The following is a 22,587-nucleotide window of genomic DNA, read 5'->3' on the forward strand; positions in this document are numbered from 1 at the left end:
ATCCTCTTCTGCCATCACTGCCTCGGACAAGTGGATCTGAAGGCCATGAAGTAAGCTGATCAACCTGTTACCCATGTTCCCGTACACCTGTTACCTATGTCCCCGGTCCGTACAAAAACGCCCCTTTGGGGGGCAGCAAGCGCGTAGCGCGCGGCGTGGGGGCATTTTTTGCCGCCGGGCCGCCCCAAGGCAAAAACGCCCCCTTGGGGGGCAGCAAGCGCGTAGCGCGCGGCGTGGGGGCATTTTGGGGCCGGATGGTTAACGAATCTTCCGCGCAACGCTTGCCGAAAAGCCGATTTGCCACCTTTGACGCAACGCGGTAAATTGCTCCACTTGCGCCGGCCTGTCTATCCGAAGCCGGTGCGTTGAGGCGGATGGCCAGGGCCACCTCCCACCCATCCCGCAGCAGTTACACCTGCCGTTGGCCGCGCCATAAGCGTGTGTTGCCAAGGCTTCCATTTCGACCTCCAGCGTCCCCCAGGGGCGTTTGCACTGCGTTCTGTCGAGCGTGTGCCGGGTCGGCAAGGTGTCCGGGTGGCGTGGCTCCGTGAGCCGCTAAGCGCCGGATCATGTTGTCGTAGCCGGTATGGGTTCAGTTGCCGCCGTATCCGGGCGAGCAGCAGTCAGGGTTGCAGGGCCGGTACTGAAAGGAATGACAACATGGAACTGAATGGCGCCGATATCGTCGTGCGCTGCCTGGCCGATGAAGGCGTGGAACACGTTTTCGGCTACCCCGGCGGCGCGGTGCTTTACATCTACGACGCGATTTTCAAGCAAGACAAATTCCAGCATATCCTGGTTCGTCACGAGCAGGCCGCCGTGCACGCCGCCGATGGCTATTCGCGCTCGTCGCAAAAGGTCGGCGTCTGCCTCGTGACCAGCGGACCGGGCGTGACCAATGCCGTCACCGGCATCGCCACCGCCTACATGGATTCCATCCCCATGGTCATCATCAGCGGGCAGGTGCCTACTGCGGCCATTGGCGAGGACGCCTTCCAGGAATGCGACACCGTCGGTATCACGCGTCCCTGCGTCAAGCACAACTTCCTCGTGCGCGACGTCAAGGACCTGGCCGAAACCATGCGCCGCGCGTTCTACATCGCGCGCACCGGCCGTCCCGGCCCGGTGCTGGTGGATATCCCCAAGGACATCACCATCGCGCAGTGCAAGTACACGCCGCCCAAGGGCGAAATCTCGATGCGTTCCTACGCGCCCGTCAACAAGGGCCACCAGGGGCAGATCAAGAAAGCCGTGCAGATGCTGCTGGCCGCCGAGCGGCCCATGATCTACACGGGCGGCGGGGTCATCCTGTCGAACGCCGCGCCCGAGCTTAACAAGCTCGTGTCGCAACTGGGCGCGCCCTGCACCAGCACCCTGATGGGCCTGGGCGGCTACCCGGCCAGCAGCGGCCAGTTCGTCGGCATGCCCGGCATGCACGGCACCTACGAAGCCAATATGGCGATGCAGCATTGTGATGTGCTGCTGGCCATTGGCGCCCGTTTCGATGACCGCGTGATCGGCAACCCCAAGCACTTCGCCCAGAACGCCCGCAAGATCATCCATATCGATATCGATCCCTCGTCGATCTCCAAGCGCGTGCGCGTGGACGTCCCGATCGTGGGCAACGTGAAGGATGTCCTGGCCGACCTCAGCGCGCAGTACGACATCGCTGCGGCCGAGCACAAGCCCGCCCCGATCGCCAAGTGGTGGGAGCAGGTCGAGAGCTGGCGCGGCAAGGAATGCCTGAAGTTCGCCAATTCGGACGAAGTCATCAAGCCGCAATACGTGGTGGAAAAGCTCTGGGAAGTGACCGGCGGCGACGCCTTCGTCACCTCCGACGTGGGCCAGCACCAGATGTGGGCCGCGCAGTACTACAAGTTCGACAAGCCGCGCCGCTGGATCAACTCCGGCGGCCTGGGCACCATGGGCGTGGGCCTGCCGTACGCCATGGGCGTGCAGATGGCCAATCCTGGACACGACGTCGCCGTCATCACCGGCGAAGGCTCGATCCAGATGAACATCCAGGAACTGTCGACCTGCCACCAGTACCGCCTGACGCCGAAGATCATCTGCCTGAACAACCGCTTCCTGGGCATGGTCCGGCAGTGGCAGCAGATCGACTACGGTTCGCGCTATTCCGAGTCCTACATGGATTCGCTGCCCGATTTCGTCAAGGTGGCCGAGGCCTATGGCCACGTGGGTCTGCGCATCGAACGCCCGGCGGACGTCGAGCCGGCGCTGCGCGAAGCGTTCAAGAAGCACAAGGACCGCCTGGTCTTCCTGGACTTCATCACCGACCGCACCGAGAACGTGTGGCCGATGGTCAAGGCCGGCCGCGGGCTGACCGAAATGCTGCTTGGCTCTGAAGACCTGTAAGGAGGCCACCCATGAAGCACGTGATTTCCGTCCTCCTCGAAAACGAACCCGGCGCGCTGTCGCGCGTGGTGGGCCTGTTTTCCGCGCGGGGCTACAACATCGAGACCCTGACGGTGGCGCCCACCGAGGATTCCACGCTGTCGCGCATGACCATCGTGACCACCGGTTCCGACGAGGTGATCGAGCAGATCACCAAGCACCTGAACCGTCTGGTGGACGTGGTCAAGGTCGTCGACCTGACCGAAGGCGCGCACATCGAGCGCGAGCTGATGCTCGTGAAGGTGCGCGCGGTCGGCAAGGAGCGCGAGGAAATGAAGCGCATGGCGGATATTTTCCGCGGCCGCATCATCGACGTGACCGACAAGTCCTACACCATCGAATTGACCGGGGTGCAGGAAAAAGTACAGGCCTTCCTCGAGGCCCTGGACCGCAGTGCCATCCTTGAAACCGTACGCACCGGCGTGTCCGGCATCGGACGCGGTGAACGGATTTTGAAGATTTGACCGACCGCACCCTACATCTGAATTAAACAAATATCCAAAATACTGGAATCTGGAGCACAACCATGAAAGTTTTCTACGACAAAGACTGCGATCTCTCCCTCGTCAAGGGCAAGACTGTTGCCATCATCGGCTACGGTTCGCAAGGCCACGCGCACGCGCAGAACCTGCATGAATCCGGCGTGAAGGTCGTGGTCGGCCTGCGCAAGGGCGGCGCCTCGTGGAACAAGGCCGCCAACGCCGGCCTGGAAGTCAAGGAAGTCGCCGACGCCGTCAAGTCGGCCGACATCGTCATGATGCTGCTGCCCGACGAAAACATCGCTTCCGTCTACAACAAGGAAGTGCACGCCAACATCAAGCCGGGCGCCGCGCTGGCGTTCGCCCACGGCTTCAACGTGCACTACGGCCAGGTCGTGCCGCGTGAAGACATCGACGTCATCATGATCGCGCCGAAGGCCCCGGGCCACACGGTTCGCAACACCTACAAGCAAGGCGGCGGCGTGCCCCACCTCGTGGCCGTGTACCAGGACAAGTCGGGCGCCGCGCGCGACGTGGCCCTGTCGTACGCCAGCGCCAACGGCGGCGGCCGTGCCGGCATCATCGAAACCAACTTCCGCGAAGAAACCGAAACCGACCTGTTCGGCGAACAGGCCGTGCTGTGCGGCGGTACCGTCGAACTGATCAAGGCCGGTTTCGACACGCTGGTGGAAGCCGGTTACGCGCCCGAAATGGCTTACTTCGAGTGCCTGCACGAGCTGAAGCTGATCGTCGACCTGATCTACGAAGGCGGCATCGCCAACATGAACTACTCGATTTCGAACAACGCCGAGTTCGGCGAGTACGAAACGGGCCCGAAGATCGTCACGGACGAAACCCGCAAGGCCATGCGCCAGTGCCTGACGGACATCCAGACCGGCGAATACGCCAAGAAGTTCATCCTGGAAAACACCGCCGGCGCCCCGACGCTGACCTCGCGCCGCCGCATCAACGCGGAATCGCAGATCGAGCAAGTGGGCGGCAAGCTGCGCGCCATGATGCCCTGGATCGCCGCCAACAAGCTGGTGGACAAGTCCAAGAACTGATCCCGGCCACCGCGCGGGGCCCGTCCCCGCGCAATCAGGGTCAGAGCGGCATGCCTGCGAGGGCATGCCGTTTTTTTTTTACCGCGAAGCCTTTTGGGTAGCGGCACGGCCCTGGCTGCGGCCCGCAAGCGGGGCCAGATGGGTTAACCTTTCAATGTCCGTTGTAAGTTATTGAGACCATGCCCAATTTTTCCATGCGCGATTCCGAGAACCGCCACCGAAGCATCTACCTGCTGCCCAACGCCTTCACCACGGCGGCGTTGTTCGCGGGGTTTTATGCCGTCGTGCAGGCCATGAACGATCGCTTCGAAGTCGCCGCCATCGCCATTTTCGTCGCCATGGTGCTGGACGGCATGGACGGCCGGGTGGCGCGCCTGACCAACACGCAGTCCGCCTTCGGCGAACAATACGACTCGCTGTCCGACATGACTTCCTTCGGCGTGGCGCCCGCGCTGGTCATGTACGAATGGATCCTGAACGACTTGGGTCGCTGGGGCTGGCTGGCCGCTTTCGTCTACGTGGCGGGCGCCGCGCTACGCCTGGCGCGCTTCAACACCAATATCGCCGTGGTGGACAAGCGCTACTTCCAGGGGCTGCCCAGCCCGGCCGCCGCCGCGCTGGTGGCGGGCTTCGTCTGGCTGGCCGTGGACAACAAACTGCCCATCCACGACAGCCTGATGGCGTGGGTGGCGTTCACGCTGACTATGTACGCCGGCATCACCATGGTGTCGAACGCGCCGTTCTTCAGCGGCAAGAGTTTCGCGCTGGGCCGCAGCGTGCCGTTCTGGGGCATCCTGCTGGTGGTGGCCGTGTTCGTGTTCGTCTCCAGCGATCCCCCGGTCGTGCTGTTCGGCCTGTTCGTGCTGTACGGCCTGTCGGGCTGGGTGATGTGGGCCTGGCGCTGGAACCGCGCGCGCCGCCTGACGCAGGAACGCCGCGGCCATTCGTCCTGAGCCGGCCCGCGGCCATAAAAGCAAAAACCCGCCGCCGGCGGGTTTTTGCTTTTCGGGGGCGGGCGGGGGGCTTACCACCACATGAACTTGTCGTCGTCGTACATCGGGTCGGGGCCGGGGTGGAAATGCGTCACCTTGTTGCCGTCGCGGCCCATGTACACGTACATGAGCGAGTTCCAGACGCTGTTTTCCTTGTAGCGGTAGGACCACACCACTTCCCGCTTTTCGCCCAGGCCGGCTTCCTCGATGCGGGCGGGCGGGCCGAATTCGCAGCGCACGCGGTCGGGGCCCCAGTCGCCCTCGGCCAGCACCTTGAAGTGCGCGTCCGTCAGCAGGGGCACTACGCGGTCCACGCGGCCGTCGGTGCCGACGTTGGTGCCCCAGGCGTACTGGCCCATGGGCTGCTGCGTCCAGATGACGCGGCGCCCGCCGTTGGCTTGCGGGCATTCGAAGTTGGGGCGACCGAACTGGGTCAGGACGTCGGCGTAAGGCGTGCCCGGCTGGATTTCCGCCATGTTCGCGCAGGCTGCCAGGCCGGCCAGCGCCGCAGCGGCGAGCGCCGTTCGGGCGATTCTGTAATATTTGGACATATCGTTCTCCCGCGAAGGTCGGAGCGCGGCGGCCCGGTCCCGGAAAACGGGCCGGACGGCGCATTGGGGTAATTCTAGCGAATCAGCTATAATCATCGAGCTTTATCAAGTGTATTGATTCTGCAAGATATTTTGCGCTGGCCACGACGGCCTGGAAACCCAAGCGCATGCCCGGTGCCAGGCACCGCGCCTGCGCCCTTGTCCAGGTCCCGTTTGAGTCATCATTGGCAGCAGTGAGAAAGCGAATTCAGCCAGGTTCGCGCAAATTTTTTCCAAACCACGTCAGGGCGCCTCGGCCCTGTCGCATGTCCGAAGAGGTCATCAATGTCTGTAGCTGACATCAAGAAATCCGATATCGTTGCGCAATTCCAACGCGCTCAAGGCGATACCGGCTCCCCCGAAGTTCAGGTGGCTCTGCTCACCGCCCGTATCAACGAACTGACCGGTCACTTCAAAGAACACATGAAGGACCATCACTCGCGCCGCGGTCTGCTGCGCATGGTCAGCCGTCGCCGCAAGCTGCTCGACTATCTCAAGGGCCGCAATCCCGATTCGTACCGCGCACTGATCGAAAAACTCGGTCTGCGCAAGTGATCGACGGGGCTGGCTCCCCATGACGCAACCGTGGTCGGTGCGACGCATGTCGCGACGGCCACGGTTTTTCATTTGTAAGGAATAATCGTCATGTTCAATAAAGTGACAAAATCGTTCCAGTACGGCCAGCACACGGTCGTCCTGGAAACCGGCGAGATCGCCCGCCAGGCCTCCGGCGCCGTGATGGTGTCGATCGAGGACACCGTCGTCCTGGCCACTGTCGTGGCTTCCAAGAAGGCCAAGCCGGGCCAGACGTTTTTCCCGCTGACCGTCGACTACATCGAGAAGACCTACGCCGCCGGCCGCATCCCGGGCGGGTTCTTCAAGCGTGAAGGCAAGCCTTCCGAGAAGGAAACGCTGACCTCGCGCCTGATCGACCGTCCCCTGCGTCCGCTGTTCCCCGAAGACTTCTACAACGAAGTCCAGGTGGTCATCCACACGCTGTCGGTCAATCCCGAGATCGATCCCGACATCGCCGCCATGATCGGCGCCTCGGCCGCGCTGGCCATTTCGGGCATCCCGTTCAACGGCCCGATCGGCGCCGCGCGCGTGGGTTACATTGATGGCCAGTACGCCATCAACCCGACCGCCTCGCAACTGAAGTCGTCCAAGTTGGACCTGGTCGTCGCCGGCACCGAGAACGCCGTGCTGATGGTCGAATCGGAAGCCCGTGAGCTGTCCGAGGAAATCATGCTGGGCGGCGTGGTCTACGGCCACGAGCAAATGCAGGCCGTCATCAACGCCATTCACGAACTGGTGAAGGATGCTGGCAAGCCCGATTGGGATTGGCAAGCTCCGGCCAAGGACGAAGCCCTGATCGCCGCCGTGACCTCGGCTGCCCAGGAAGGCCTGAACGCCGCCTACCAGATCCGCGAAAAGCAAGCCCGTACCGCCAAGTTGCGCGAAGTGTCGGCTGACGTGTCGGCCAAGCTGGCCGCCGCCGCCGCTGAAAAGGGCGAGGCTCTGCCGGACGCCGTGACCGTCGACAACATCATGTTCTCGCTGGAATCGGCCATTGTCCGCGGCCAGATCCTGAACGGCGAGCCGCGTATCGACGGCCGCGACACCCGCACCGTGCGCCCCATCAGCGTGCGTCTGGGCGTGCTGCCCCGCGCGCACGGCAGCGCGCTGTTCACCCGTGGTGAAACGCAAGCGCTGGTCGTGGCCACGCTGGGCACCAAGCAAGACGAACAGATCATTGACGCGCTCATGGGCGAGTACCGTGACCGTTTCATGATGCACTACAACATGCCTCCGTTCGCCACCGGCGAAACGGGCCGCATTGGCGTGCCGAAGCGCCGCGAAATCGGCCACGGCCGCCTGGCCAAGCGTTCGTTGATCCCGCTGCTGCCGGCTCCTGAAGACTTCCAGTACACCATCCGCATCGTCTCGGAAATCACCGAGTCCAACGGCTCGTCGTCGATGGCTTCGGTCTGCGGCGGCTCGCTGGCCATGATGGACGCCGGCGTGCCGGTCAAGGATCACGTGGCCGGCGTGGCCATGGGCCTGATCCTGGACGGCGGCAAGTTTGCCGTGCTGACGGACATCCTGGGCGACGAAGATCACCTGGGCGACATGGACTTCAAGGTCGCGGGCACCGAGAACGGCGTCACCGCACTGCAGATGGACATCAAGATCCAGGGCATCACCAAGGAAATCATGCAGGTGGCGCTGGCCCAGGCCCGCGAAGGCCGTCTGCACATCCTGGGCAAGATGAAGGAAGCGCTGGACGGCTCGCGCGGCGAGCTGTCGGCTTTCGCCCCGCGCATGCTGACCATCAAGATCAACCCCGAGAAGATCCGCGACGTGATCGGCAAGGGCGGCGCGACCATCCGTGCGCTGACCGAAGAAACCGGCACGCAGATCGACATCTCCGACGACGGCACGATCGTGATCGCCAGCGTCGACGAAGCGCAGGCCAAGGAAGCCCAGCGCCGCATCGTCGAACTGACGGCCGACGTCGAAGTGGGCCAGATCTACGAAGGCTCGGTGCTGCGCCTGCTGGACTTCGGCGCCATCGTGCAAGTGCTGCCGGGCCGCGACGGCCTGCTGCACATCTCGGAAATCGCCAACTACCGCATCGCCAACATCAATGATGTGCTGAAGGTCGGCCAGCAGGTCCGCGTCAAGGTCATCGAGGCCGACGACAAGGGCCGTCTGCGCCTGTCCATCAAGGCCATCGGCGGCATCGAGCAACAGCAAGCCGCTGCGGCGCCCGAAGCCGCTCCGCAATCGGAACCGCAAGCTGAATAAGCCTGCGTAACCGGTCGTACAGAACGGCGCCTTCGGGCGCCGTTTTTCATTAGGGCGGACGCTACGTCCCAAATTCCCCCGCTTCCTGTAAAGTCTTGCGCGAAGAGTAAGGCCCGCCTGTCCTGCGCGGCCTTCACTGCGTTCCGGCTGGGGGAAATGGATGAGCAAGGCATGATCGGATGGCTGAGATTCGCTGGCGTGGCGGCGCTGCTTGCGGCGTCGCTGGCCGGTTGCATGAGCAGCCCCGCGCCGGGCCAGGGCGGGCCCAAGAGCGAGGACATGTCGGCCGACCAGTTCGGCCAGACCGACTTCAACCGCACCGTCACGCTGGAAGTGCGCGACAACCTGGCCAGCCTCTATGTTCTGCTGGACAAGCTCTATCGCCGCAACCCGCGCGAATGGCGCAAGACCGGCGTGGCGGATCAGGCCAAGGCGGTCGCGCTGGTCAAGCATTCCATCGAAGTCCGGATCCCCCCCAGCGACCTGGCCGGCCTGCGCGACGTTCAGATCCTGGCGGTATCGCTGGACCCCAATTATTCCGGCGATCGCGTGGCCGCATTCATCTACGGCCTGGCCGACACCCTCATTGCCGCGCACAACGGGAAAACCCGCCTGTACGTCACGGACGCACTGGACGGGCAGCGGATTTACAATGCCGCACGGAACGTCGAGGCGGCCGCCTGGCTGCTGGCGTCGCGCCGCAACAGCCAGGGCGAACCCCTGCTGCTGGCCAATGAAATGTCCCTGAACGCCACGAACCTCAGCTTTGAGCGCGAATTCGGCGCCATCATCGGCCGGTTGGACCTGATCGCCAACCTGCTCGGCGAGAACACGCGGCGTATCGGGATCAACTACGCGCAAGGCCTGCTGCTTTTCAATTTCCTGCCGGTGCGTTAACAGGATTCTCCATCGTGATCGATATCGCCTCCATTCAGACCGCCCGTGAAAACCTGCGCGGCCAGGTGCTGAAGACCCCGTTTACCCTTTCCCGCACGCTGTCCGACATTCTCGGCGCCGAAATCTGGCTGAAGTTCGAGAACCTGCAGTTCACGGCGTCGTTCAAGGAGCGGGGCGCGCTGAACCGCATGCTGACGCTGTCGGATGCCGAGCGCGCGGCGGGCGTGATCGCCGTGTCGGCCGGCAACCACGCGCAGGGCGTGGCCTACCACGCGCAACGCATGGGGGTGCCCGCGGTGATCGTGATGCCGCGCTTCACGCCGACCGTGAAGATCGCCAATACGCGCCGTTTCGGCGCCGAAGTGGTGCTGGCGGGCGACACCTTCGATGATGCCAAGGCGCGCGGCTACGAGCTGGCGCAGGAGCGCGGGCTGACCATGATCCATCCGTATGACGACGAGGCCGTCATTTCGGGGCAGGGCACGGTGGCGCTGGAAATGCTGGAAGACCAGCCGCAGCTGGATACGCTGGTTATCGCCATCGGCGGGGGCGGCCTGATTTCGGGGATCGCCACCGCGGCCAAGGCGCTCAAACCCGGCATCGAGATTGTCGGCGTGCAGACCGAACGTTTTCCGTCCATGTACGCCGCGGTCAATGGTGTGTCCATGCCGCAGGGGCAGTACACCATCGCCGAAGGCATCGCCGTGAAATCGCCCGGCGCGCTGACGCAGCCGATCGTGAGCCAGTTGGTCGACCGTATCGAACTGGTCTCCGAAAGCGATATCGAGCACGCGATCGTGGTGCTGCTGGAAATCGAGAAGACGGTCGTCGAAGGCGCCGGCGCAGCGGGCCTGGCCGCGCTGCTGCATGCACAGAACGACGGCGGCGGGCGCTACAAGGGCAAGCGCATCGGCTTGGTACTGACCGGCGGCAACATCGACCCGCTGATGCTGGGCGAACTGATCGAGCGCGGCATGGTGCGCGCCGGACGCCTGGCCCGCATTCGCGTGGACCTGCGCGACCTGCCGGGCGCGCTGGCCCACGCCACCAAGCTCATCGCCGACGCGCAGGCCAACATTACCGAAGTGCACCACCAGCGCGCGTTCACTTCATTGCCGGTGCGCAATGTCGAGGTGGACTTCGTGCTGCAGACGCGCGGGCACGAGCATATCCAGGAAGTGATCGAGGTCTTGAACGCGGCGGGCTTCGCCGCCAGCAACCACGACCACTGAAGACGCGGAGCGGCGCGGCTCAGGCCGCGTTGGCCGCGGCGGCGTCGCGCGCCAGCAGGTTCTTCAGCCCGTACAGCCGTTCGCGGTGCAAGGTCGCGGACAGCGGCTCGGGTTCGCGCCCCAGCGCAATGTAGTCCGCGGGCACCTGCGCCACCGCCCTGCGGATAGGGTCGGCGCCGGCCTGCCACCATTGCACCAGCATGCGGTCGGGGTTGTACACATCCAGCCCCTGGCGCCGCAGTTCCGAGCGGTTGAAGTCTTTCAGATTCCAGGTCAGCACCTGCACCACCGGCGGCAGCTGCAGGCCGCAGCGCGCGCGCCGCGCCAGGCCGGCCGCGATCACGTGGAAATCCTTGGGGTCGCTGTACCGCAGGGACGCTTCATAGACCTGCGTGTCGATTTCCCGGGCGGCGGGAAAGCGCGTGTTCATGTCGTCCCACAGTTCCGTCATGACCGCGGGCGGTATTTCCCAGATGCGCGATGCATTGCGGCGCCATTCTTCGCCGATGCGGTCGGTCCAGACCGGCACGAATACGCCGGCCTCGGCCAGCCGCAGCAGCAGGCGGCGCAGGATGCCGGACATGAGGACACAGGCGTCGAGGACGATGAAGGGCGGGGAGGCGATAGCGGCGGTCAAGGTGGGGTCTGGGGCCGGGGGCATGGCAGCGCGCCGGGGCGCGGAGCCGGGCGGCCCGGTCGGTAAGGGAAACTAAGACGAGGCGCAAGAATAAAGGTTTTTCCGGCGGCCCGGGAAACGGACGGGCCCGGGACTCCTAGGCCAGCTCGGCGCGCAGGGCGTTGCAGTGGCGCACGAGGTTGCGCCGCGACGACAGGCACTGCTTGAGCGGCGTGTCGATCGCGTAGAAGTAGATGTTGGCCAGGAAACCATAGAGACCCGCGTCCACGCTGCCCGGGTTGGGGCCGAACACGAAATCCTTGTCGCCCAGCAGGTCGGCGATGACCTCCAGGTCGGCCACCCCGCGCGCATACACATCGTCGGGCGCATAGCGGCCGATACCCTGGTAGTGGTAGCGCTGGAAGTTGTATTGCCGGGCGGCCTCCAGCTGTTCCGGCGACACGTCCGGGTGGGTGTCCAGCAGCGCTTTCCTGAAGGCCGGCCAATAGCGGTCGTCGCGCCAGCGCGAATAGGACATGACCCAGTACAGATCGTCCAGCGTGCGGCGGATCAGCAGGTCCTGCGCGCGCTGCTGGGGCGAGAGCCCGCTGTCCATGGTCAGTTCGTACCGCCGCTTCAGGTAGGCGATGATGGCGTCGCTGTCGCCGATCGCCAGCTCGCCGTCCACTACGTACGGCAACTGGCCCCGCGGAGCCGATTGCACGTCGATGGTGTGCCGGTGGTCGAACGGCAGCCGGCACAGCTTCAGGAACGCGTAGATCTTCAGGCCGTAGGGATTATTGTCTTCCAGCCCGTAGAGTCCGGGGTACGAGAATAGGGTAATCATGGACCGCTCCCTGGTTACCCGGACTAGATTAAAGCGAGAGCCGGGATTGCGGGGCATCCGATTGATGGGGACGGAGCATGGGGCGGCCTGGCCAGGAAGGCCGGCAGGCGGAGACGGGTGGTGCCCGAGACCGGAATCGAACCGGTACGGCCGCGAGGCCGAGGGATTTTCTTACCACTTCGGCTTTCGCCGCCAGCGCGGGGCGCTGTTCGTGGTCTGGAGCACGCCTTCACCATAGCCTTGCGGCCTTAGGTGCCCGCCGTCTGCTCTCTACACCTTCCCCGCTTTTCGGGCGGGGCTTGGCTCGGCGTTGGCTCGGAACGGGTCCAGGGCATTCGCCGAGTTTGACGGGCTACACCTTTGGAGTTTCCCCCAAAGGGCTCAAATTAGTTCAAGTCCCTTGTGTCTACCAATTTCACCACTCGGGCATCGCGCGGCCCCTGAGGGCCGGCAGCGGGCGAGACTATACCATCCCGGAGCCGGGGCCATGTGCGGCTCCCGGCAGGCCCTGCGGTCACGAGATGAATTGCACGGGCGGGCGGGGCCGTTCGTCCACGGTCAGCGAGAAGATATCCGGGCGCGAATAGTGTCCCACTACGTCGAAATCGTAGCGCGCGCGCACCAGTTCGTCCGTGTCCACCTGGGCGGTCAGCAGGCCGGGCTTGCCGCGCAGCGGGCCGGCCAGTACGTCGCCCAGCGGGCCGACGATGACGGATCCGCCATTGATCAGCGGGCGGGCGGCATCCCAGCCGGGCACGTCCCGGCCCAGCTCGGCGGGCGACGGTTGCACCTGGCAGGCGCTGACGACAAAGCAGCGGCCTTCGTGGGCGATGTGGCGCATCGAACATTGCCAGATATCGCGTTCGTCGACCGTGGGCGCGCACCAAATTTCGACGCCCTTGGCATACATGGCGGTGCGCAGCAGCGGCATGTGGTTTTCCCAGCAGATGGCACCGCCGATGCGGCCGGCGGCCGCGTCGATGACGGGCAGCGTCGAGCCGTCGCCCTGGCCCCAGATCAGGCGTTCCGTGCCGGTCGGCATGAGCTTGCGGTGCTTGGCGGCCAGCCCGGTGCCAGGCTCGAAGAAGAGGGCCGTGCAGTACAGCGTGCTGCCGCCGCGTTCGATCACGCCCACGACCAGGCTGGCGCCGGTGCGCTGCGACAGGCCGGCCAGCGCTTCTGTTTCCGGGCCGGGCACGTCGATCGCGTTTTCGTAATAACGGGCGTAGGCCTCGCGGCCCTCGGGCTGGCGGTAGCCCAGGCGGGTGCCGAAGATTTCGCCCTTGGGATAACCGCCCAGGAGCGCCTCGGGCATGACGACGAGCGAGGCGCCGGAAGCGGCGATCTCGCTTTCGTAGGCCAGGATGTGTTCCAGGGTCTGGGCCTTGCCTTCCGGAGCAGAGCCGATCTGCAGCGCGGCGACGGTTTTCGTGGTCATGTCGGGATCTCGGTGGGGGGAGGGGAGTGTCGGTACGCCCTAGTGTCCGGTCCGCCCTAAAATCAATCAATCCTGCCCAGAGATAAATGATATGAACCAGATTGATATCGAATCGACGGACCTGAACCTGCTGAAGGTCTTCGAGGCCATCTATGACGAAGGCGGGGCCGGTCGCGCGGCGCTGCGCCTGAGCGTGACGCAGTCGGCCGTCAGCGCGGCGCTGGGCCGCTTGCGCACCCTGTATGGAGACGTTCTGTTCACGCGCACGGGCCGGGGGCTGGCACCCAGCCTGCGGGCGCGCGAGCTGCGGCCCGTCATCGGCGAGGCGCTCGACAAATGCCGGCAGAGCCTGTCGCTGGCGCGGCCGGGCGCGACGGACTTCGCGGGCCGTTCGGTGACGCTAGGCCTGTCGGACGATTTCGAGATCGCGCTGGGGCGGGACGCAATCGGCGCCCTGGCGGAAAGCGCGCCGGGCCTGCGCCTCATCTTCCGGCAGACCCACAGCCGGCTGGCCGCCGACATGCTGATGGCGCGGGAGGCCGACCTGGTGATCGCGTCGGGCGGCCTGGCCGCCCATGCCCTGCAGCGCGTGACGGCCGGGCAGGGCGGTTATGCCTGCCTGCTGGATCCCGCGAGCCTGGCGCCGGGCCAGCAGGCCTTGTCTGTGGATGAATTCATCCGCCGCCAGCACGTGCTTGTCTCGTCGGGCGGCTTTATCGGCGTGGTGGACGAAGTGCTGCACGGCCTGGGGCTGGCGCGCCGGGTGCAGGCATCGACCACGCATTTTTCCGCGCTGGCCTTTCTGCTGCGCGGCGGCGATTCCCTCTCGACCCTGCCCGCGCACGCGGCGCGCGGCCTTGCCGCGGCGACCGGCCTGCGCATGCTGCCCTGCCCGGTCGCCATGCCGGGTTATGCCATCGAAATGGGGTGGCGGGCGGACGCGCTGCGCGACGAAGCCGTGGCGGCGGTCAGGCGTTGCGTGCTGGGCTTGCTGGAAGGCTTCGACTGGACGGACGGGCCGGCCGAAGCCTGGCCGCCTTAGCGGTACACCATCACCGGCAGGGTGGAGTGCGCCAGCACCTTTTGCGTCTGGCTGCCCAGCAGCATGGCCGCCATGGCGCCGTGGCCCCGCGAGGACATGGCGATCAGGTCGCAGCCCTGGGTCACCGCCAGGTCGATGATGGCCTGGTAGGGGTTACTGCTTTCGCGCATTTCCGTGGCGCAGGCCACGCCGGCGGCCTTCGCCCGGGCTGCCGCCTCAGACAGGTACGACTGGGCCAGGTCCCGGGCGTGGCGCTCATACTCCGTGCGCACCCCTTCCAATTGCACGGTTTCCATGGAAATCGTCTGGAAAGGGCTGTAGACCGTCAGCACCGTGACGCTGGCGCCCAGCGCGCGCGCCAGGCCCAGGCCTTGTTCCAGGCCGGAATTGGCCAAAGCGGATCCATCGATGGGGATAAGGATGTGCTTGTACATGACAACCTCCTGATGGTGAGGAGGGCGCGCCAGTCCGGGCACCCTCCGAGGAGCGTGAACAGCAGCAGCACTACCCATACTACGCCCTTGCGCAGGCATTCGGGGGGGCGATCGGATGGCGAATGAAAAAGCCCTTGGTATTCAAGGGCTTGATTCCATCGTTTGGCGGAAGCGGTGAGATTCGAACTCACGAACGGTTGCCCGTTGCCGGTTTTCAAGACCGGTGCAATCGACCACTCTGCCACGCTTCCGGGTATTGCTTCGACCGCGTATTGTCCGGCAATCCGGCCATCTGGCAAACAATCTGCCCGAAGCGGACGCGATCCGCAGCAAAGGGCGCAATAATAATCTATTTGCTGCAAAGGAGGCACGCGATGCACGCTGTAGAAATCTCTCGCCCTGGTGGCCCCGAGGTCCTGGTTCCCGTGGAGCGTCCCACGCCGGAGGCCGGTGCGGGTGAAGTCTTGATCAAAGTGAGCGCCGCGGGCGTCAACCGCCCGGACGTGTTCCAGCGCAAGGGCAACTATGCCCCGCCGCGCGGCGCCTCGGACCTGCCGGGCCTGGAAGTGGCCGGCGAGATCGTCGGCGGCGACGTTGCCGGCAGCGGCTTTGCCGTGGGCGACAAGGTTTGCGCCCTGGTAGCCGGCGGCGGCTACGCCGAATACTGCGTCGCGCCCGTGGCGCAATGCCTGCCCATTCCCAAAGGCCTGTCCGACATCGAGGCCGCCGGCCTGCCGGAAACCTATTTCACCGTCTGGAGCAACGTGTTCGACCGAGGCAGCCTGTCCGAGGGCGAGGCCTTGCTGGTGCACGGCGGCGCCAGCGGCATCGGCACCACGGCGATCCAGCTGGCCCGCGCCATGGGCCACAAGGTCTATGCCACGGTCGGCAGCGACGACCGGGCCCGTGCCGTGGAAGCGCTGGGCGCCGAGCGCGGCATCAACTACAAGACCCAGGACTTCGTGAAGGAAGTCCTGGACGCCACCGGCGGACGCGGCGTGGACGTGATCCTGGACATGGTGGCCGGCGATTACATCGCCCGCGACATGCAATGTCTGGCCGACGACGGCCGCATCGTTATCATCGCCCAGCTGGGCGGTTCGCACGCCAACGTGGACACGTCCCAGGTCATGCGTCGCCGCCTGACCATCACCGGTTCCACCTTGCGTCCCCGCCCGGTCGCCTTCAAGGGCGCCATCGCCCGCGCCCTGCGCGAGCAGGCCTGGCCGCTGCTGGAAAATGGGGCCATCAAGCCTATCGTGCACGCGACCTTCCCGCTGGCCGAGGCTTCCCGCGCCCATGCCATGATGGAAAGCGGTGAAAACATCGGCAAAATCATCCTGACAATGTAAGAATCGCAGGGCGCTCGGCGTAGCGCCCCGCAACAGGATACAATCACGGGTTTCGCCTGGAATTTTTTTCCAGGCCGGCCCGTGGGCGCTTGCCGTTGCCCGCAATCCTCTCTAGACAATTCGCCATGACTTCAGTCGAAAACCGCGCCCGCCTCGTGCTGGGCAACTGGAAGATGCACGGTAACCTGGCCGAGAACGCCGCGTTGCTGACCGAGCTGCGTGCCGCGGATGCTGCGAGCCACTGCGAAATCGGCGTCTGCGTTCCGTTCCCGTACCTGGCGCAAGCCGCCTCGGCCCTGACCGGAAGCAGCGTCTCCTGGGGAGCGCAAGACGTCAGCGCGCACGACAAGGGCGCCTACACCGGAGAAGTTTCCGGCTCCATGCTGAAGGAATTCGGCTGCCGCTGGGCCCTGGCCGGCCATTCCGAGCGGCGCGTGCTGCACGGCGAAACGGATGAAGCCGTCGCCGCCAAGGCCCAGGCGGCCCTGGCAGCCGGCATGACTCCCGTGGTCTGCGTCGGAGAATCCCTGGCTGACCGCGACGCCGGCAATACCCTCGCCGTGATCGAGCGCCAGCTCAAGCCTGTGCTGGCCCTGGGCGCCGCTGCGGTGTCCCGCATGGTTCTCGCCTATGAGCCCGTCTGGGCCATCGGCACGGGCCGCAGCGCCAGCCCCGAGCAGGCGCAGGAAGTCCACGGCGCCATCCGCGCCGCCTTGCGCGCGCTGGGCGCCGGGCAGGTGCAAGTGTTGTACGGCGGCAGCGTCAAAGCTGCCAACGCCGCCAGTTTGTTCGCCATGGCTGATATCGACGGAGCCCTGGTCGGCGGCGCGTCGCTCGTGGCTGAAGAATTTTTGCGAATCGCCGCCATCTAAGTTTCCGTTCCGGAGTCTGCAATGCCCTTGATGCTCAAACTTCTGCTGGCCGTCCAAGTGATTTCGGCGCTGGCTATCATCGTCCTGGTCCTGCTGCAGCAGGGCAAAGGCGCCGACATGGGGTCCGCCTTTGGCAGCGGCTCGGCCGGCAGCCTGTTCGGCGCCACTGGTGCCGCGAACTTCCTGTCGCGCGCGACCAAGTGGGCGGCCGTTGTCTTCTTCGCGTCCACCGCCGGCCTGGCCTATGTCAGCCACAAGGGTTCGAGCGGCCCCGCCGTCGAATCGGGCGTGATGCAGAGCTACCCGGCCGACCGTTCGGTTCCGCAGGTGCCGGGTTCGACGCCGGCTGCTCCGTCGGGCGCCTCGTCCGTGCCGGGCGCAGGTTCGGTTCCCGCCGAGCCGGCCAAGCCCGACGCATCGGTGCCTTCGGCGCCGGCAGCTCCCGCTACCCCGGCTCCGGCCGCGGGCGACAAGCCGGCCGAAACGCCGGCGAAGTAAGCCACAGCAAACGAAAAGGCCGGCGCATGCCGGCCTTTTTCATGGGCGCGCCTGAGCCCGGACGCGATGCCGGACATTCTGTCATCGGCCGCCGGTAGCATGCGCCACCGCCGCGGCGGCAGCGGATAGGATATCGTTGCCTTCGCATCCGCTTTCCGTACACCGACCCGCCATGGCCACATCCAAACGCTCCTCCCGAACGCCGTCCGCCGCCGCCGATACGCAACGGGGCTCGCCGCAGGCCATGCTGTCGCGCATCCAGAGCCTGCTGCCTTCGATGGGGGCGGCGTCGCAGCGTATCGGCGAATTCGTCATACGCCATCCGGCCGACGTGGTTCATATGTCGGTCAGCGAGGTGGCGGAACGCACCCAGTGCAGCGAAGGCAGCGTGGTGGGTTTCTGCAAGCTGCTGGGCGCCACCGGCTTCCAGCAATTGAAGATCGCGCTGGCGCAGCAGATCGTGCAGCCGGTGCAGTACATCCACGAAGACCTGGCCGCCCAGGACTCGCCGGGGCAGGTCGTCAGCAAGATTTTCCACAGCAATATCCAGACCTTGCAGGAAACCGAATCGGTGCTGGATGTGGCGGCGCTGTCGGCGGCGGTGGACCTGATCCGCGGCGCCCGCCGGGTGGAAATCTACGGGATCGGCAGTTCAGCGGTCATCGCCCATGACGCGCACTACCGCATGCTGCGCATCGGGCTGCACGCAACGGCGGTCACGGATTCCCACGTGCAGGCCATCAGCGCGTCGCTGACGGGGCCGGACGTCGCGGTGCTGACCATCTCGCACTCGGGCAGCACGCATGAAACGGTGCTGGCGACACGGCTCGCCAAGGAGGCCGGCGCGCGCACGGTCTGCATTACCAATTTCGGCAAATCGCCGATCCAGGAATACGCGGACGTGGTGCTGCATACCATGTCGCGCGAGACCCGCTTCCGTACCGAGGCGATGACCAGCCGCCTTGCCCAACTGGCCATTATCGACACCTTGATCGCCTGCCTGGCACTGTCCGATTACGATAAAGCCGTCTCGACCCTGCGCAGCACCTTCGACGTGCTGTCGAACAAGCGCTATTGATCCGCGGCGCCACCCGCGACGTCCGCGGGCAGCGCACGCCGGCGCGGTAGCGCGGCCTGGAGCAGGCGCGCCATGTCCGGCGCATCCGCGTAGGGCGATTCCCCGACCAGCAGATAAGCCATTCCCAGGCGCACCGCGCCCAGCGCGTCGGTGCGTGCGTTATCGCCGATGACGGTGACGTCTTCCGCCGGCAGCTCCAGGCGGCGCAATCCCTCTTCGAACAGCATGGCCGCCGGTTTGCCGAGGATGCGCGGAGGACGGATCCCGGGCGCGCACGCCAGCACGGCCTGCAGCAGCGCGCCGGTTTCCGGCACCAGCGACCCCTGCGGGCCGGGATGGGTGAGGTCGCCATTGCTGACCATCAGGGCGGCGCCGCGCGCGAGCTGGTGGGCGATGGCCTGCAGGGTGGCATAGCTGAAGGCGACGTCGCGCGCCAGGAGCACGATGTCTGCGTTGCGGGACACCAGCTCCAGACCCAGACTGGCCGCGCAGGTTCGCAGCGTATCGGATCCGCACAGCAGCAGCCTGGCGCGGGGATGGTTGCGGGCGATATGACGCAAGGCCTGTTCGCCCGCCAGCACCAGCGCATCGGCCCGGACGGGCAGGCCCAGGGCCTGCAGCCGCGGCGCCAGGCCGGCCGCCGTGTCCGTGGAGTTGTTGGAGACGACGACATAGCGCCCCGACCAGCGGGCCAGCAATTCCCGGGCGCCGGGAATCACTTCGTGGCCCCGCACCAGCGTGCCGTCCAGGTCCAGGATCAAGCCGCGCGAGCGCAGCGCCCAGGGCGGTTCGGCAGTCGGGATGTCCGGAGGGGAGAGGAGCGAGGCGCTGGCAATGCGGGTCATGGATGGGCGGCGGGGCGTCTAGGCGCGAGCAAGGGTTGAGATAGCGCAGGGCGGCCGGATCCGGCTGGCCCGGCGGCTGTGATTCTATCTGAATAAAATTCAAAAAATGATTTTTTTGAATTGAGTGTTTTTCATTTTCCTGTCATGTGCGGTGCCTAATCTGCGTTCCGGAATCAGGGCGGCTCTTGCGATGCCCCGATGGCAACTTCACCAAGACAAGGAACAACGACATGAAAACGCTCCGCTTGCGCGCTTCCGCTCTGGCGCTCATCACCCTGCTGGCCGCCGTGCCCCTCGCGCAGGCCCAGTCCCTGGCCGACGGGTCGGCGCAGCGCCCGCTGCGCGTGCTGCTGATTCCCGCCGATGGCGGCACGGAGTCGGGCACCAAGGCCGATTACGCGCCGATCTTCAACGCGATCACGCGCAGCACGGGCCTGCATTTCCAGCTGACGGTTGGCCAGTCCTACGGCGCCGTGGTCGAAGGCATGTGCAACCAGCTGGCCGAAGTGGCCTTCCTGGGGCCGGTCTCGTATGTGCAGGCGCATGACCGCCAGTGCGCGCAACTGCTGGCCGTGGGCGTGCAGAAAGGCGAGTCGGCCTATTACGCCGCCATGTTCGCCAAGGCCGATTCCCCGATCAATTCGCTGGCCGACCTGAAGGGCCGGCGCGCCGCGTTCGGCGATGTCAACTCGGCCTCGAGCTTCACGTTCCAGGTGGCCTCGATGATCAAGGACGGCATGGATCCGGCCAAGGACCTGGCCGCGCTGCAGTTGACCGGCAGCCACGCCAGCAGCCTCGCGGCGCTGGTGCAGGGGCAGGTCGATGCGGCCGCGCTGTCGTTCGACTCGTTCGACAAGGCGGTGCGCCAGGGCGCCGTGGACCCGAAGACGGTCAAGGTGATCTTCAAGAGCGAGCCGATCCCGTACCCGCCGCTGGCGATGAACACCAAGCTGCCCGAGCCGCTGAAGGCGACGCTGAAGCAGGCCTTCGCCACGGTGCACCAGGCGCCTGGCGTGACGCCCGACATGGTGCGCGGCTACGGCGGCGCCAAGCTCGACCGCTTCGATACCGAATTCTCCGAGGCGCAATTCGCCGGGCCCGCTTCCAAGATGGCGCTGCTGACCGACGAGATCAAGGGCGAAATCCTCGACAAGGCGGCGCAGCGGTGAGCGCGGGCGCAAGGGAAACGGACATGCTGTGCTATGAATCCGTGGGCATGCGCTACGCCGACGGCACCACCGCCTTGAACTCGGTGTCGCTGCAGGTGCCTCGCGGCCAGTTCTGCGTGATCCTGGGCGCGTCGGGCGCGGGCAAATCGACCCTGCTACGGATGGCCAATGGGCTGACGGCGCCGACGCAGGGCGAGGTCTGGGTGGAAGGCACCCGGGTCCAGCCGTCGACGCTGGCGGTGCTGCGGCCGCGCGTGGGCATGGTGCATCAGCACTTCAACCTGGTGTCGCGGGCCACGGTGGCCACCAATGTGCTGTCGGGCGCGCTGCCCGGCCTGCCGGCCTGGCGTGCCTATTTGATGCGCTTTCCCGCCGAACTGCGCGAACGCGCATGCCGCCTGGTGCGTGAAGTCGGCCTGCAGCCCGAGCACTTGCGCCGCCGCGTGAGCGAACTGTCGGGCGGACAGCAGCAGCGCGTGGGCATCGCCCGCGCGTTCATGCTGGCGCCCGCGCTGCTGTTGGCCGACGAACCGGTGGCCAGCCTGGATCCGCGCATCAGCCGCGACATCCTGGGGCTGCTGCGCGACCAGGCGCGCGAACGTGGCGCCACGGTGCTTTGCAGCCTGCACCAGGTCGACCTGGCGCGGGAGTTCGCCGACCGCATCGTCGCGCTGCGCCAGGGCGCGATGGTGTTCGACGGGCCGGCCAGCGCGTTCGACGAGGCCACGGCCCGCGCGCTGTACGAGGCGGGCGCGGCGGCCGCGCAACGGGAGAGCGGCGCGCTTGCGTCCGATGCGCCGGGCAGCCGCTGGGCGGCCGCGCCGGTCCGGACGGCGCTGCTTTCCGCGGGAGGTGCGCGATGAGCACGCAGGCCGGCAATGCCGCCTGGCGGCTGGATCCCCCCTATGGCGCCCGCGCGCTGCTGATTGTGATCGCCGCGCTGATGCTGTTCCTGTACACCGGCCAACGGGTCGAAATGGGCCGCATGGCGGCCCTGACGCTGGATGGCGCGCTGGCCGCGGTGGGCCTCAAGGAGCGGTCCCAGGTTACGTCCGGCCTTGGCGCGCTGGCCGACAGCCTGTTTCCGCTCCAGGTGTCCTACCGCAGCGAAACGTCCCGGATCGAAGGCTTCGACCCGGACCGGCTGCCCTGGCTGGCGCGGATCGAAACGCTGCAGGTCTCGGAAAGCCGGCTGAACCCGCACACGCTGAAGATGGAAAACGAGGTGTCCACGCAGACCTACCTGGTCGAGCCCCTGGGCTACTTGTGGCGGGTGGCGGTGAAGATGGTCGAAACCTTCGAGATCGCGATCTGGGCCACGCTCCTGGCGGTGCTGGGCAGCATGCCGCTGGCTTACTGCAGCGCGCGCAACTACGCGCCCAACCGCCTGTTGTACGTGGCGGCGCGGGCGGCGGTCAGCCTGTTCCGGGCGATGCCGGAGCTGATCTGCGCGCTGTTCCTGGTGCTGGCCTACGGGTTCGGGCCCATCGCGGGCGTGCTGGCGCTGGCCATCCATTCGATGGGATTCCTGGGCAAGTTCTACGCCGAGGACATCGAGACGGCCGACAACAAGCCGCAGGAGGCGCTGGCCGCGATCGGCGCCAGCAAGCCTCGCGTGCTCGCCTACGCCGTGCTGCCCCAGGTGATGCCCAAGTTCACGGGCTACACGCTCTACATCCTGGACCGCAACGTGCGCATGGCCACCGTGGTGGGGCTGGTGGGCGCAGGCGGCATCGGGCAGGAACTGAAGGGCCGTTACGACATGTACCAGTACGCCCACGTCGGGACGATTCTCGTCGTGATCTTCCTCACCGTGTTTTTGCTGGACCAGGTCGCCGCCCGGCTGCGGCGCCGCCTGAGCTGAACCGGCGCGGCGTTCCCGGCCAGGAACGCCGCGCCCCGATTGCCTTTCTGCCGGC

22 protein-coding genes and 1 tRNA gene are annotated in these 22,587 nt (G+C 65.9%); 16 read left to right on the top strand and 7 right to left on the bottom strand.

The genetic code is table 11. The annotated features are described in order from the left end of the window. The first annotated feature begins 606 nt into the window (after positions 1-606). The 4 genes from AGI3411_RS04065 to pssA all read left to right on the top strand — a co-directional run bounded on the left by AGI3411_RS04065 (position 607) and on the right by pssA (position 4,911). Complete coding sequence (locus AGI3411_RS04065; protein ID WP_279638342.1) at positions 607-2,376, top strand: acetolactate synthase 3 catalytic subunit; 1,770 nt, start codon at positions 607-609, stop codon at positions 2,374-2,376. A gap of 11 nt (positions 2,377-2,387) precedes the next feature. Beyond that, on the top strand, positions 2,388-2,879 hold the full coding sequence (gene ilvN, locus AGI3411_RS04070; RefSeq protein WP_006223608.1) for an acetolactate synthase small subunit: 492 nt from the start codon (positions 2,388-2,390) through the stop codon (positions 2,877-2,879). Positions 2,880-2,941: 62 nt separating this feature from the next. Continuing rightward, the gene (gene ilvC, locus AGI3411_RS04075; protein ID WP_013391929.1) at positions 2,942-3,958 is read left to right on the top strand and encodes a ketol-acid reductoisomerase; all 1,017 of its coding nucleotides are present in this window, start codon (positions 2,942-2,944) and stop codon (positions 3,956-3,958) included. A gap of 179 nt (positions 3,959-4,137) precedes the next feature. Beyond that, on the top strand, positions 4,138-4,911 hold the full coding sequence (gene pssA / locus AGI3411_RS04080) for a CDP-diacylglycerol--serine O-phosphatidyltransferase (RefSeq protein ID WP_129526138.1): 774 nt from the start codon (positions 4,138-4,140) through the stop codon (positions 4,909-4,911). A 71-nt stretch (positions 4,912-4,982) separates the two neighbouring features. Here pssA and AGI3411_RS04085 read toward each other — a convergent pair whose 3' ends face one another. Beyond that, entirely contained in the window at positions 4,983-5,501 is a 519-nt protein-coding gene (locus AGI3411_RS04085) for a hypothetical protein (protein ID WP_129526139.1), read from the bottom strand. Between the two features lie 324 nt (positions 5,502-5,825). On the opposite strand from AGI3411_RS04085, the gene rpsO reads away from it, so the two are divergent. From rpsO to AGI3411_RS04105, 4 genes are all read left to right on the top strand, one after another. Next, positions 5,826-6,095, top strand: coding sequence for a 30S ribosomal protein S15 (gene rpsO, locus AGI3411_RS04090; RefSeq protein ID WP_006223612.1), 270 nt, complete (start codon positions 5,826-5,828; stop codon positions 6,093-6,095). Positions 6,096-6,185: 90 nt separating this feature from the next. Continuing rightward, positions 6,186-8,348: a polyribonucleotide nucleotidyltransferase gene (gene pnp / locus AGI3411_RS04095; RefSeq protein WP_129526140.1), complete on the top strand. Its 2,163-nt coding sequence runs from the start codon at positions 6,186-6,188 to the stop codon at positions 8,346-8,348. A 171-nt stretch (positions 8,349-8,519) separates the two neighbouring features. Then, positions 8,520-9,245: a hypothetical protein gene (locus AGI3411_RS04100; RefSeq protein WP_129526141.1), complete on the top strand. Its 726-nt coding sequence runs from the start codon at positions 8,520-8,522 to the stop codon at positions 9,243-9,245. A 14-nt stretch (positions 9,246-9,259) separates the two neighbouring features. Next, complete coding sequence (locus AGI3411_RS04105) at positions 9,260-10,477, top strand: threonine ammonia-lyase (RefSeq protein WP_129526142.1); 1,218 nt, start codon at positions 9,260-9,262, stop codon at positions 10,475-10,477. Between the two features lie 19 nt (positions 10,478-10,496). Here the strand turns inward: AGI3411_RS04105 and AGI3411_RS04110 are convergent, their stop codons facing one another. The 3 genes from AGI3411_RS04110 to AGI3411_RS04120 all read right to left on the bottom strand — a co-directional run bounded on the left by AGI3411_RS04110 (position 10,497) and on the right by AGI3411_RS04120 (position 13,378). Beyond that, positions 10,497-11,060 (bottom strand): PIN domain-containing protein, encoded by a 564-nt coding sequence (locus AGI3411_RS04110; RefSeq protein ID WP_244240261.1) that lies wholly within the window; start codon positions 11,058-11,060, stop codon positions 10,497-10,499. A 190-nt stretch (positions 11,061-11,250) separates the two neighbouring features. Next, positions 11,251-11,940, bottom strand: a complete 690-nt coding sequence (locus AGI3411_RS04115; RefSeq protein ID WP_129526144.1) for a glutathione S-transferase family protein — start codon at positions 11,938-11,940, stop codon at positions 11,251-11,253. A gap of 514 nt (positions 11,941-12,454) precedes the next feature. Beyond that, positions 12,455-13,378: a carbon-nitrogen hydrolase family protein gene (locus tag AGI3411_RS04120; RefSeq protein ID WP_129526145.1), complete on the bottom strand. Its 924-nt coding sequence runs from the start codon at positions 13,376-13,378 to the stop codon at positions 12,455-12,457. A gap of 91 nt (positions 13,379-13,469) precedes the next feature. On the opposite strand from AGI3411_RS04120, the gene AGI3411_RS04125 reads away from it, so the two are divergent. After that, the gene (locus tag AGI3411_RS04125) at positions 13,470-14,420 is read left to right on the top strand and encodes a LysR substrate-binding domain-containing protein (protein ID WP_129526146.1); all 951 of its coding nucleotides are present in this window, start codon (positions 13,470-13,472) and stop codon (positions 14,418-14,420) included. Here AGI3411_RS04125 and AGI3411_RS04130 read toward each other — a convergent pair. Together AGI3411_RS04130 and AGI3411_RS04135 are read right to left on the bottom strand one after the other, a co-directional pair. Further along, positions 14,417-14,854, bottom strand: a complete 438-nt coding sequence (locus AGI3411_RS04130; protein ID WP_129526147.1) for a universal stress protein — start codon at positions 14,852-14,854, stop codon at positions 14,417-14,419. The two genes, AGI3411_RS04125 and AGI3411_RS04130, sit on opposite strands and share 4 nt — an antisense overlap. A 163-nt stretch (positions 14,855-15,017) precedes the next feature. Further along, positions 15,018-15,105, bottom strand: a tRNA-Ser gene (locus AGI3411_RS04135). Positions 15,106-15,228: 123 nt separating this feature from the next. Here AGI3411_RS04135 and AGI3411_RS04140 point away from each other — a divergent pair. The 4 genes from AGI3411_RS04140 to AGI3411_RS04155 all read left to right on the top strand — a co-directional run bounded on the left by AGI3411_RS04140 (position 15,229) and on the right by AGI3411_RS04155 (position 18,654). Further along, positions 15,229-16,206 carry an NAD(P)H-quinone oxidoreductase gene (locus AGI3411_RS04140; protein ID WP_129526148.1) on the top strand — a complete coding sequence of 326 codons (978 nt, stop codon included), beginning with the start codon at positions 15,229-15,231 and terminating at the stop codon, positions 16,204-16,206. Between the two features lie 125 nt (positions 16,207-16,331). After that, positions 16,332-17,078: a triose-phosphate isomerase gene (tpiA, locus tag AGI3411_RS04145; protein WP_129526149.1), complete on the top strand. Its 747-nt coding sequence runs from the start codon at positions 16,332-16,334 to the stop codon at positions 17,076-17,078. 21 nt (positions 17,079-17,099) lie between these two features. Further along, positions 17,100-17,576, top strand: coding sequence for a preprotein translocase subunit SecG (secG, locus tag AGI3411_RS04150; RefSeq protein WP_129526150.1), 477 nt, complete (start codon positions 17,100-17,102; stop codon positions 17,574-17,576). A gap of 172 nt (positions 17,577-17,748) precedes the next feature. After that, positions 17,749-18,654: a MurR/RpiR family transcriptional regulator gene (locus AGI3411_RS04155; protein WP_244240252.1), complete on the top strand. Its 906-nt coding sequence runs from the start codon at positions 17,749-17,751 to the stop codon at positions 18,652-18,654. Here the strand turns inward: AGI3411_RS04155 and AGI3411_RS04160 are convergent. Then, the gene (locus AGI3411_RS04160; RefSeq protein WP_129526151.1) at positions 18,648-19,499 is read right to left on the bottom strand and encodes an HAD-IIA family hydrolase; all 852 of its coding nucleotides are present in this window, start codon (positions 19,497-19,499) and stop codon (positions 18,648-18,650) included. The two genes, AGI3411_RS04155 and AGI3411_RS04160, sit on opposite strands and share 7 nt — an antisense overlap. 230 nt (positions 19,500-19,729) lie before the next feature. Between AGI3411_RS04160 and AGI3411_RS04165 the strand changes: the two genes are divergently transcribed. From AGI3411_RS04165 to phnE, 3 genes are read left to right on the top strand one after another with little or no spacing between them, the layout of a single operon-like run. Then, positions 19,730-20,668 carry a phosphate/phosphite/phosphonate ABC transporter substrate-binding protein gene (locus AGI3411_RS04165; RefSeq protein WP_129526152.1) on the top strand — a complete coding sequence of 313 codons (939 nt, stop codon included), beginning with the start codon at positions 19,730-19,732 and terminating at the stop codon, positions 20,666-20,668. Positions 20,669-20,691: 23 nt separating this feature from the next. Next, positions 20,692-21,531 (top strand): phosphonate ABC transporter ATP-binding protein, encoded by an 840-nt coding sequence (locus AGI3411_RS04170; protein ID WP_129526153.1) that lies wholly within the window; start codon positions 20,692-20,694, stop codon positions 21,529-21,531. Next, the gene (phnE, locus tag AGI3411_RS04175) at positions 21,528-22,532 is read left to right on the top strand and encodes a phosphonate ABC transporter, permease protein PhnE (protein ID WP_129526154.1); all 1,005 of its coding nucleotides are present in this window, start codon (positions 21,528-21,530) and stop codon (positions 22,530-22,532) included. Before AGI3411_RS04170 ends, phnE begins: the two co-directional genes overlap by 4 nt. Positions 22,533-22,587: the final 55 nt, after the last annotated feature.

This window comes from Achromobacter agilis, assembly GCF_900496965.1.
GTDB lineage: Bacteria > Pseudomonadota > Gammaproteobacteria > Burkholderiales > Burkholderiaceae_B > Achromobacter > Achromobacter agilis.

Coding starts and splice junctions, on each gene's coding strand:
- rpsO (WP_006223612.1), top strand. CDS start 5,826: ATGTCTGTAGCTGACATCAAGAAATCCGATATCGTTGCGCAATTCCAA.
- AGI3411_RS04170 (WP_129526153.1), top strand. CDS start 20,692: ATGCTGTGCTATGAATCCGTGGGCATGCGCTACGCCGACGGCACCACC.
- ilvN (WP_006223608.1), top strand. CDS start 2,388: ATGAAGCACGTGATTTCCGTCCTCCTCGAAAACGAACCCGGCGCGCTG.
- secG (WP_129526150.1), top strand. CDS start 17,100: ATGCCCTTGATGCTCAAACTTCTGCTGGCCGTCCAAGTGATTTCGGCG.
- AGI3411_RS04165 (WP_129526152.1), top strand. CDS start 19,730: ATGAAAACGCTCCGCTTGCGCGCTTCCGCTCTGGCGCTCATCACCCTG.
- AGI3411_RS04160 (WP_129526151.1), bottom strand. CDS start 19,499: ATGACCCGCATTGCCAGCGCCTCGCTCCTCTCCCCTCCGGACATCCCG.
- pnp (WP_129526140.1), top strand. CDS start 6,186: ATGTTCAATAAAGTGACAAAATCGTTCCAGTACGGCCAGCACACGGTC.
- AGI3411_RS04130 (WP_129526147.1), bottom strand. CDS start 14,854: ATGTACAAGCACATCCTTATCCCCATCGATGGATCCGCTTTGGCCAAT.
- AGI3411_RS04120 (WP_129526145.1), bottom strand. CDS start 13,378: ATGACCACGAAAACCGTCGCCGCGCTGCAGATCGGCTCTGCTCCGGAA.
- pssA (WP_129526138.1), top strand. CDS start 4,138: ATGCCCAATTTTTCCATGCGCGATTCCGAGAACCGCCACCGAAGCATC.
- AGI3411_RS04085 (WP_129526139.1), bottom strand. CDS start 5,501: ATGTCCAAATATTACAGAATCGCCCGAACGGCGCTCGCCGCTGCGGCG.
- AGI3411_RS04100 (WP_129526141.1), top strand. CDS start 8,520: ATGATCGGATGGCTGAGATTCGCTGGCGTGGCGGCGCTGCTTGCGGCG.
- AGI3411_RS04140 (WP_129526148.1), top strand. CDS start 15,229: ATGCACGCTGTAGAAATCTCTCGCCCTGGTGGCCCCGAGGTCCTGGTT.
- ilvC (WP_013391929.1), top strand. CDS start 2,942: ATGAAAGTTTTCTACGACAAAGACTGCGATCTCTCCCTCGTCAAGGGC.
- AGI3411_RS04110 (WP_244240261.1), bottom strand. CDS start 11,060: ATGTCCGGCATCCTGCGCCGCCTGCTGCTGCGGCTGGCCGAGGCCGGC.
- phnE (WP_129526154.1), top strand. CDS start 21,528: ATGAGCACGCAGGCCGGCAATGCCGCCTGGCGGCTGGATCCCCCCTAT.
- tpiA (WP_129526149.1), top strand. CDS start 16,332: ATGACTTCAGTCGAAAACCGCGCCCGCCTCGTGCTGGGCAACTGGAAG.
- AGI3411_RS04115 (WP_129526144.1), bottom strand. CDS start 11,940: ATGATTACCCTATTCTCGTACCCCGGACTCTACGGGCTGGAAGACAAT.
- AGI3411_RS04155 (WP_244240252.1), top strand. CDS start 17,749: ATGGCCACATCCAAACGCTCCTCCCGAACGCCGTCCGCCGCCGCCGAT.
- AGI3411_RS04125 (WP_129526146.1), top strand. CDS start 13,470: ATGAACCAGATTGATATCGAATCGACGGACCTGAACCTGCTGAAGGTC.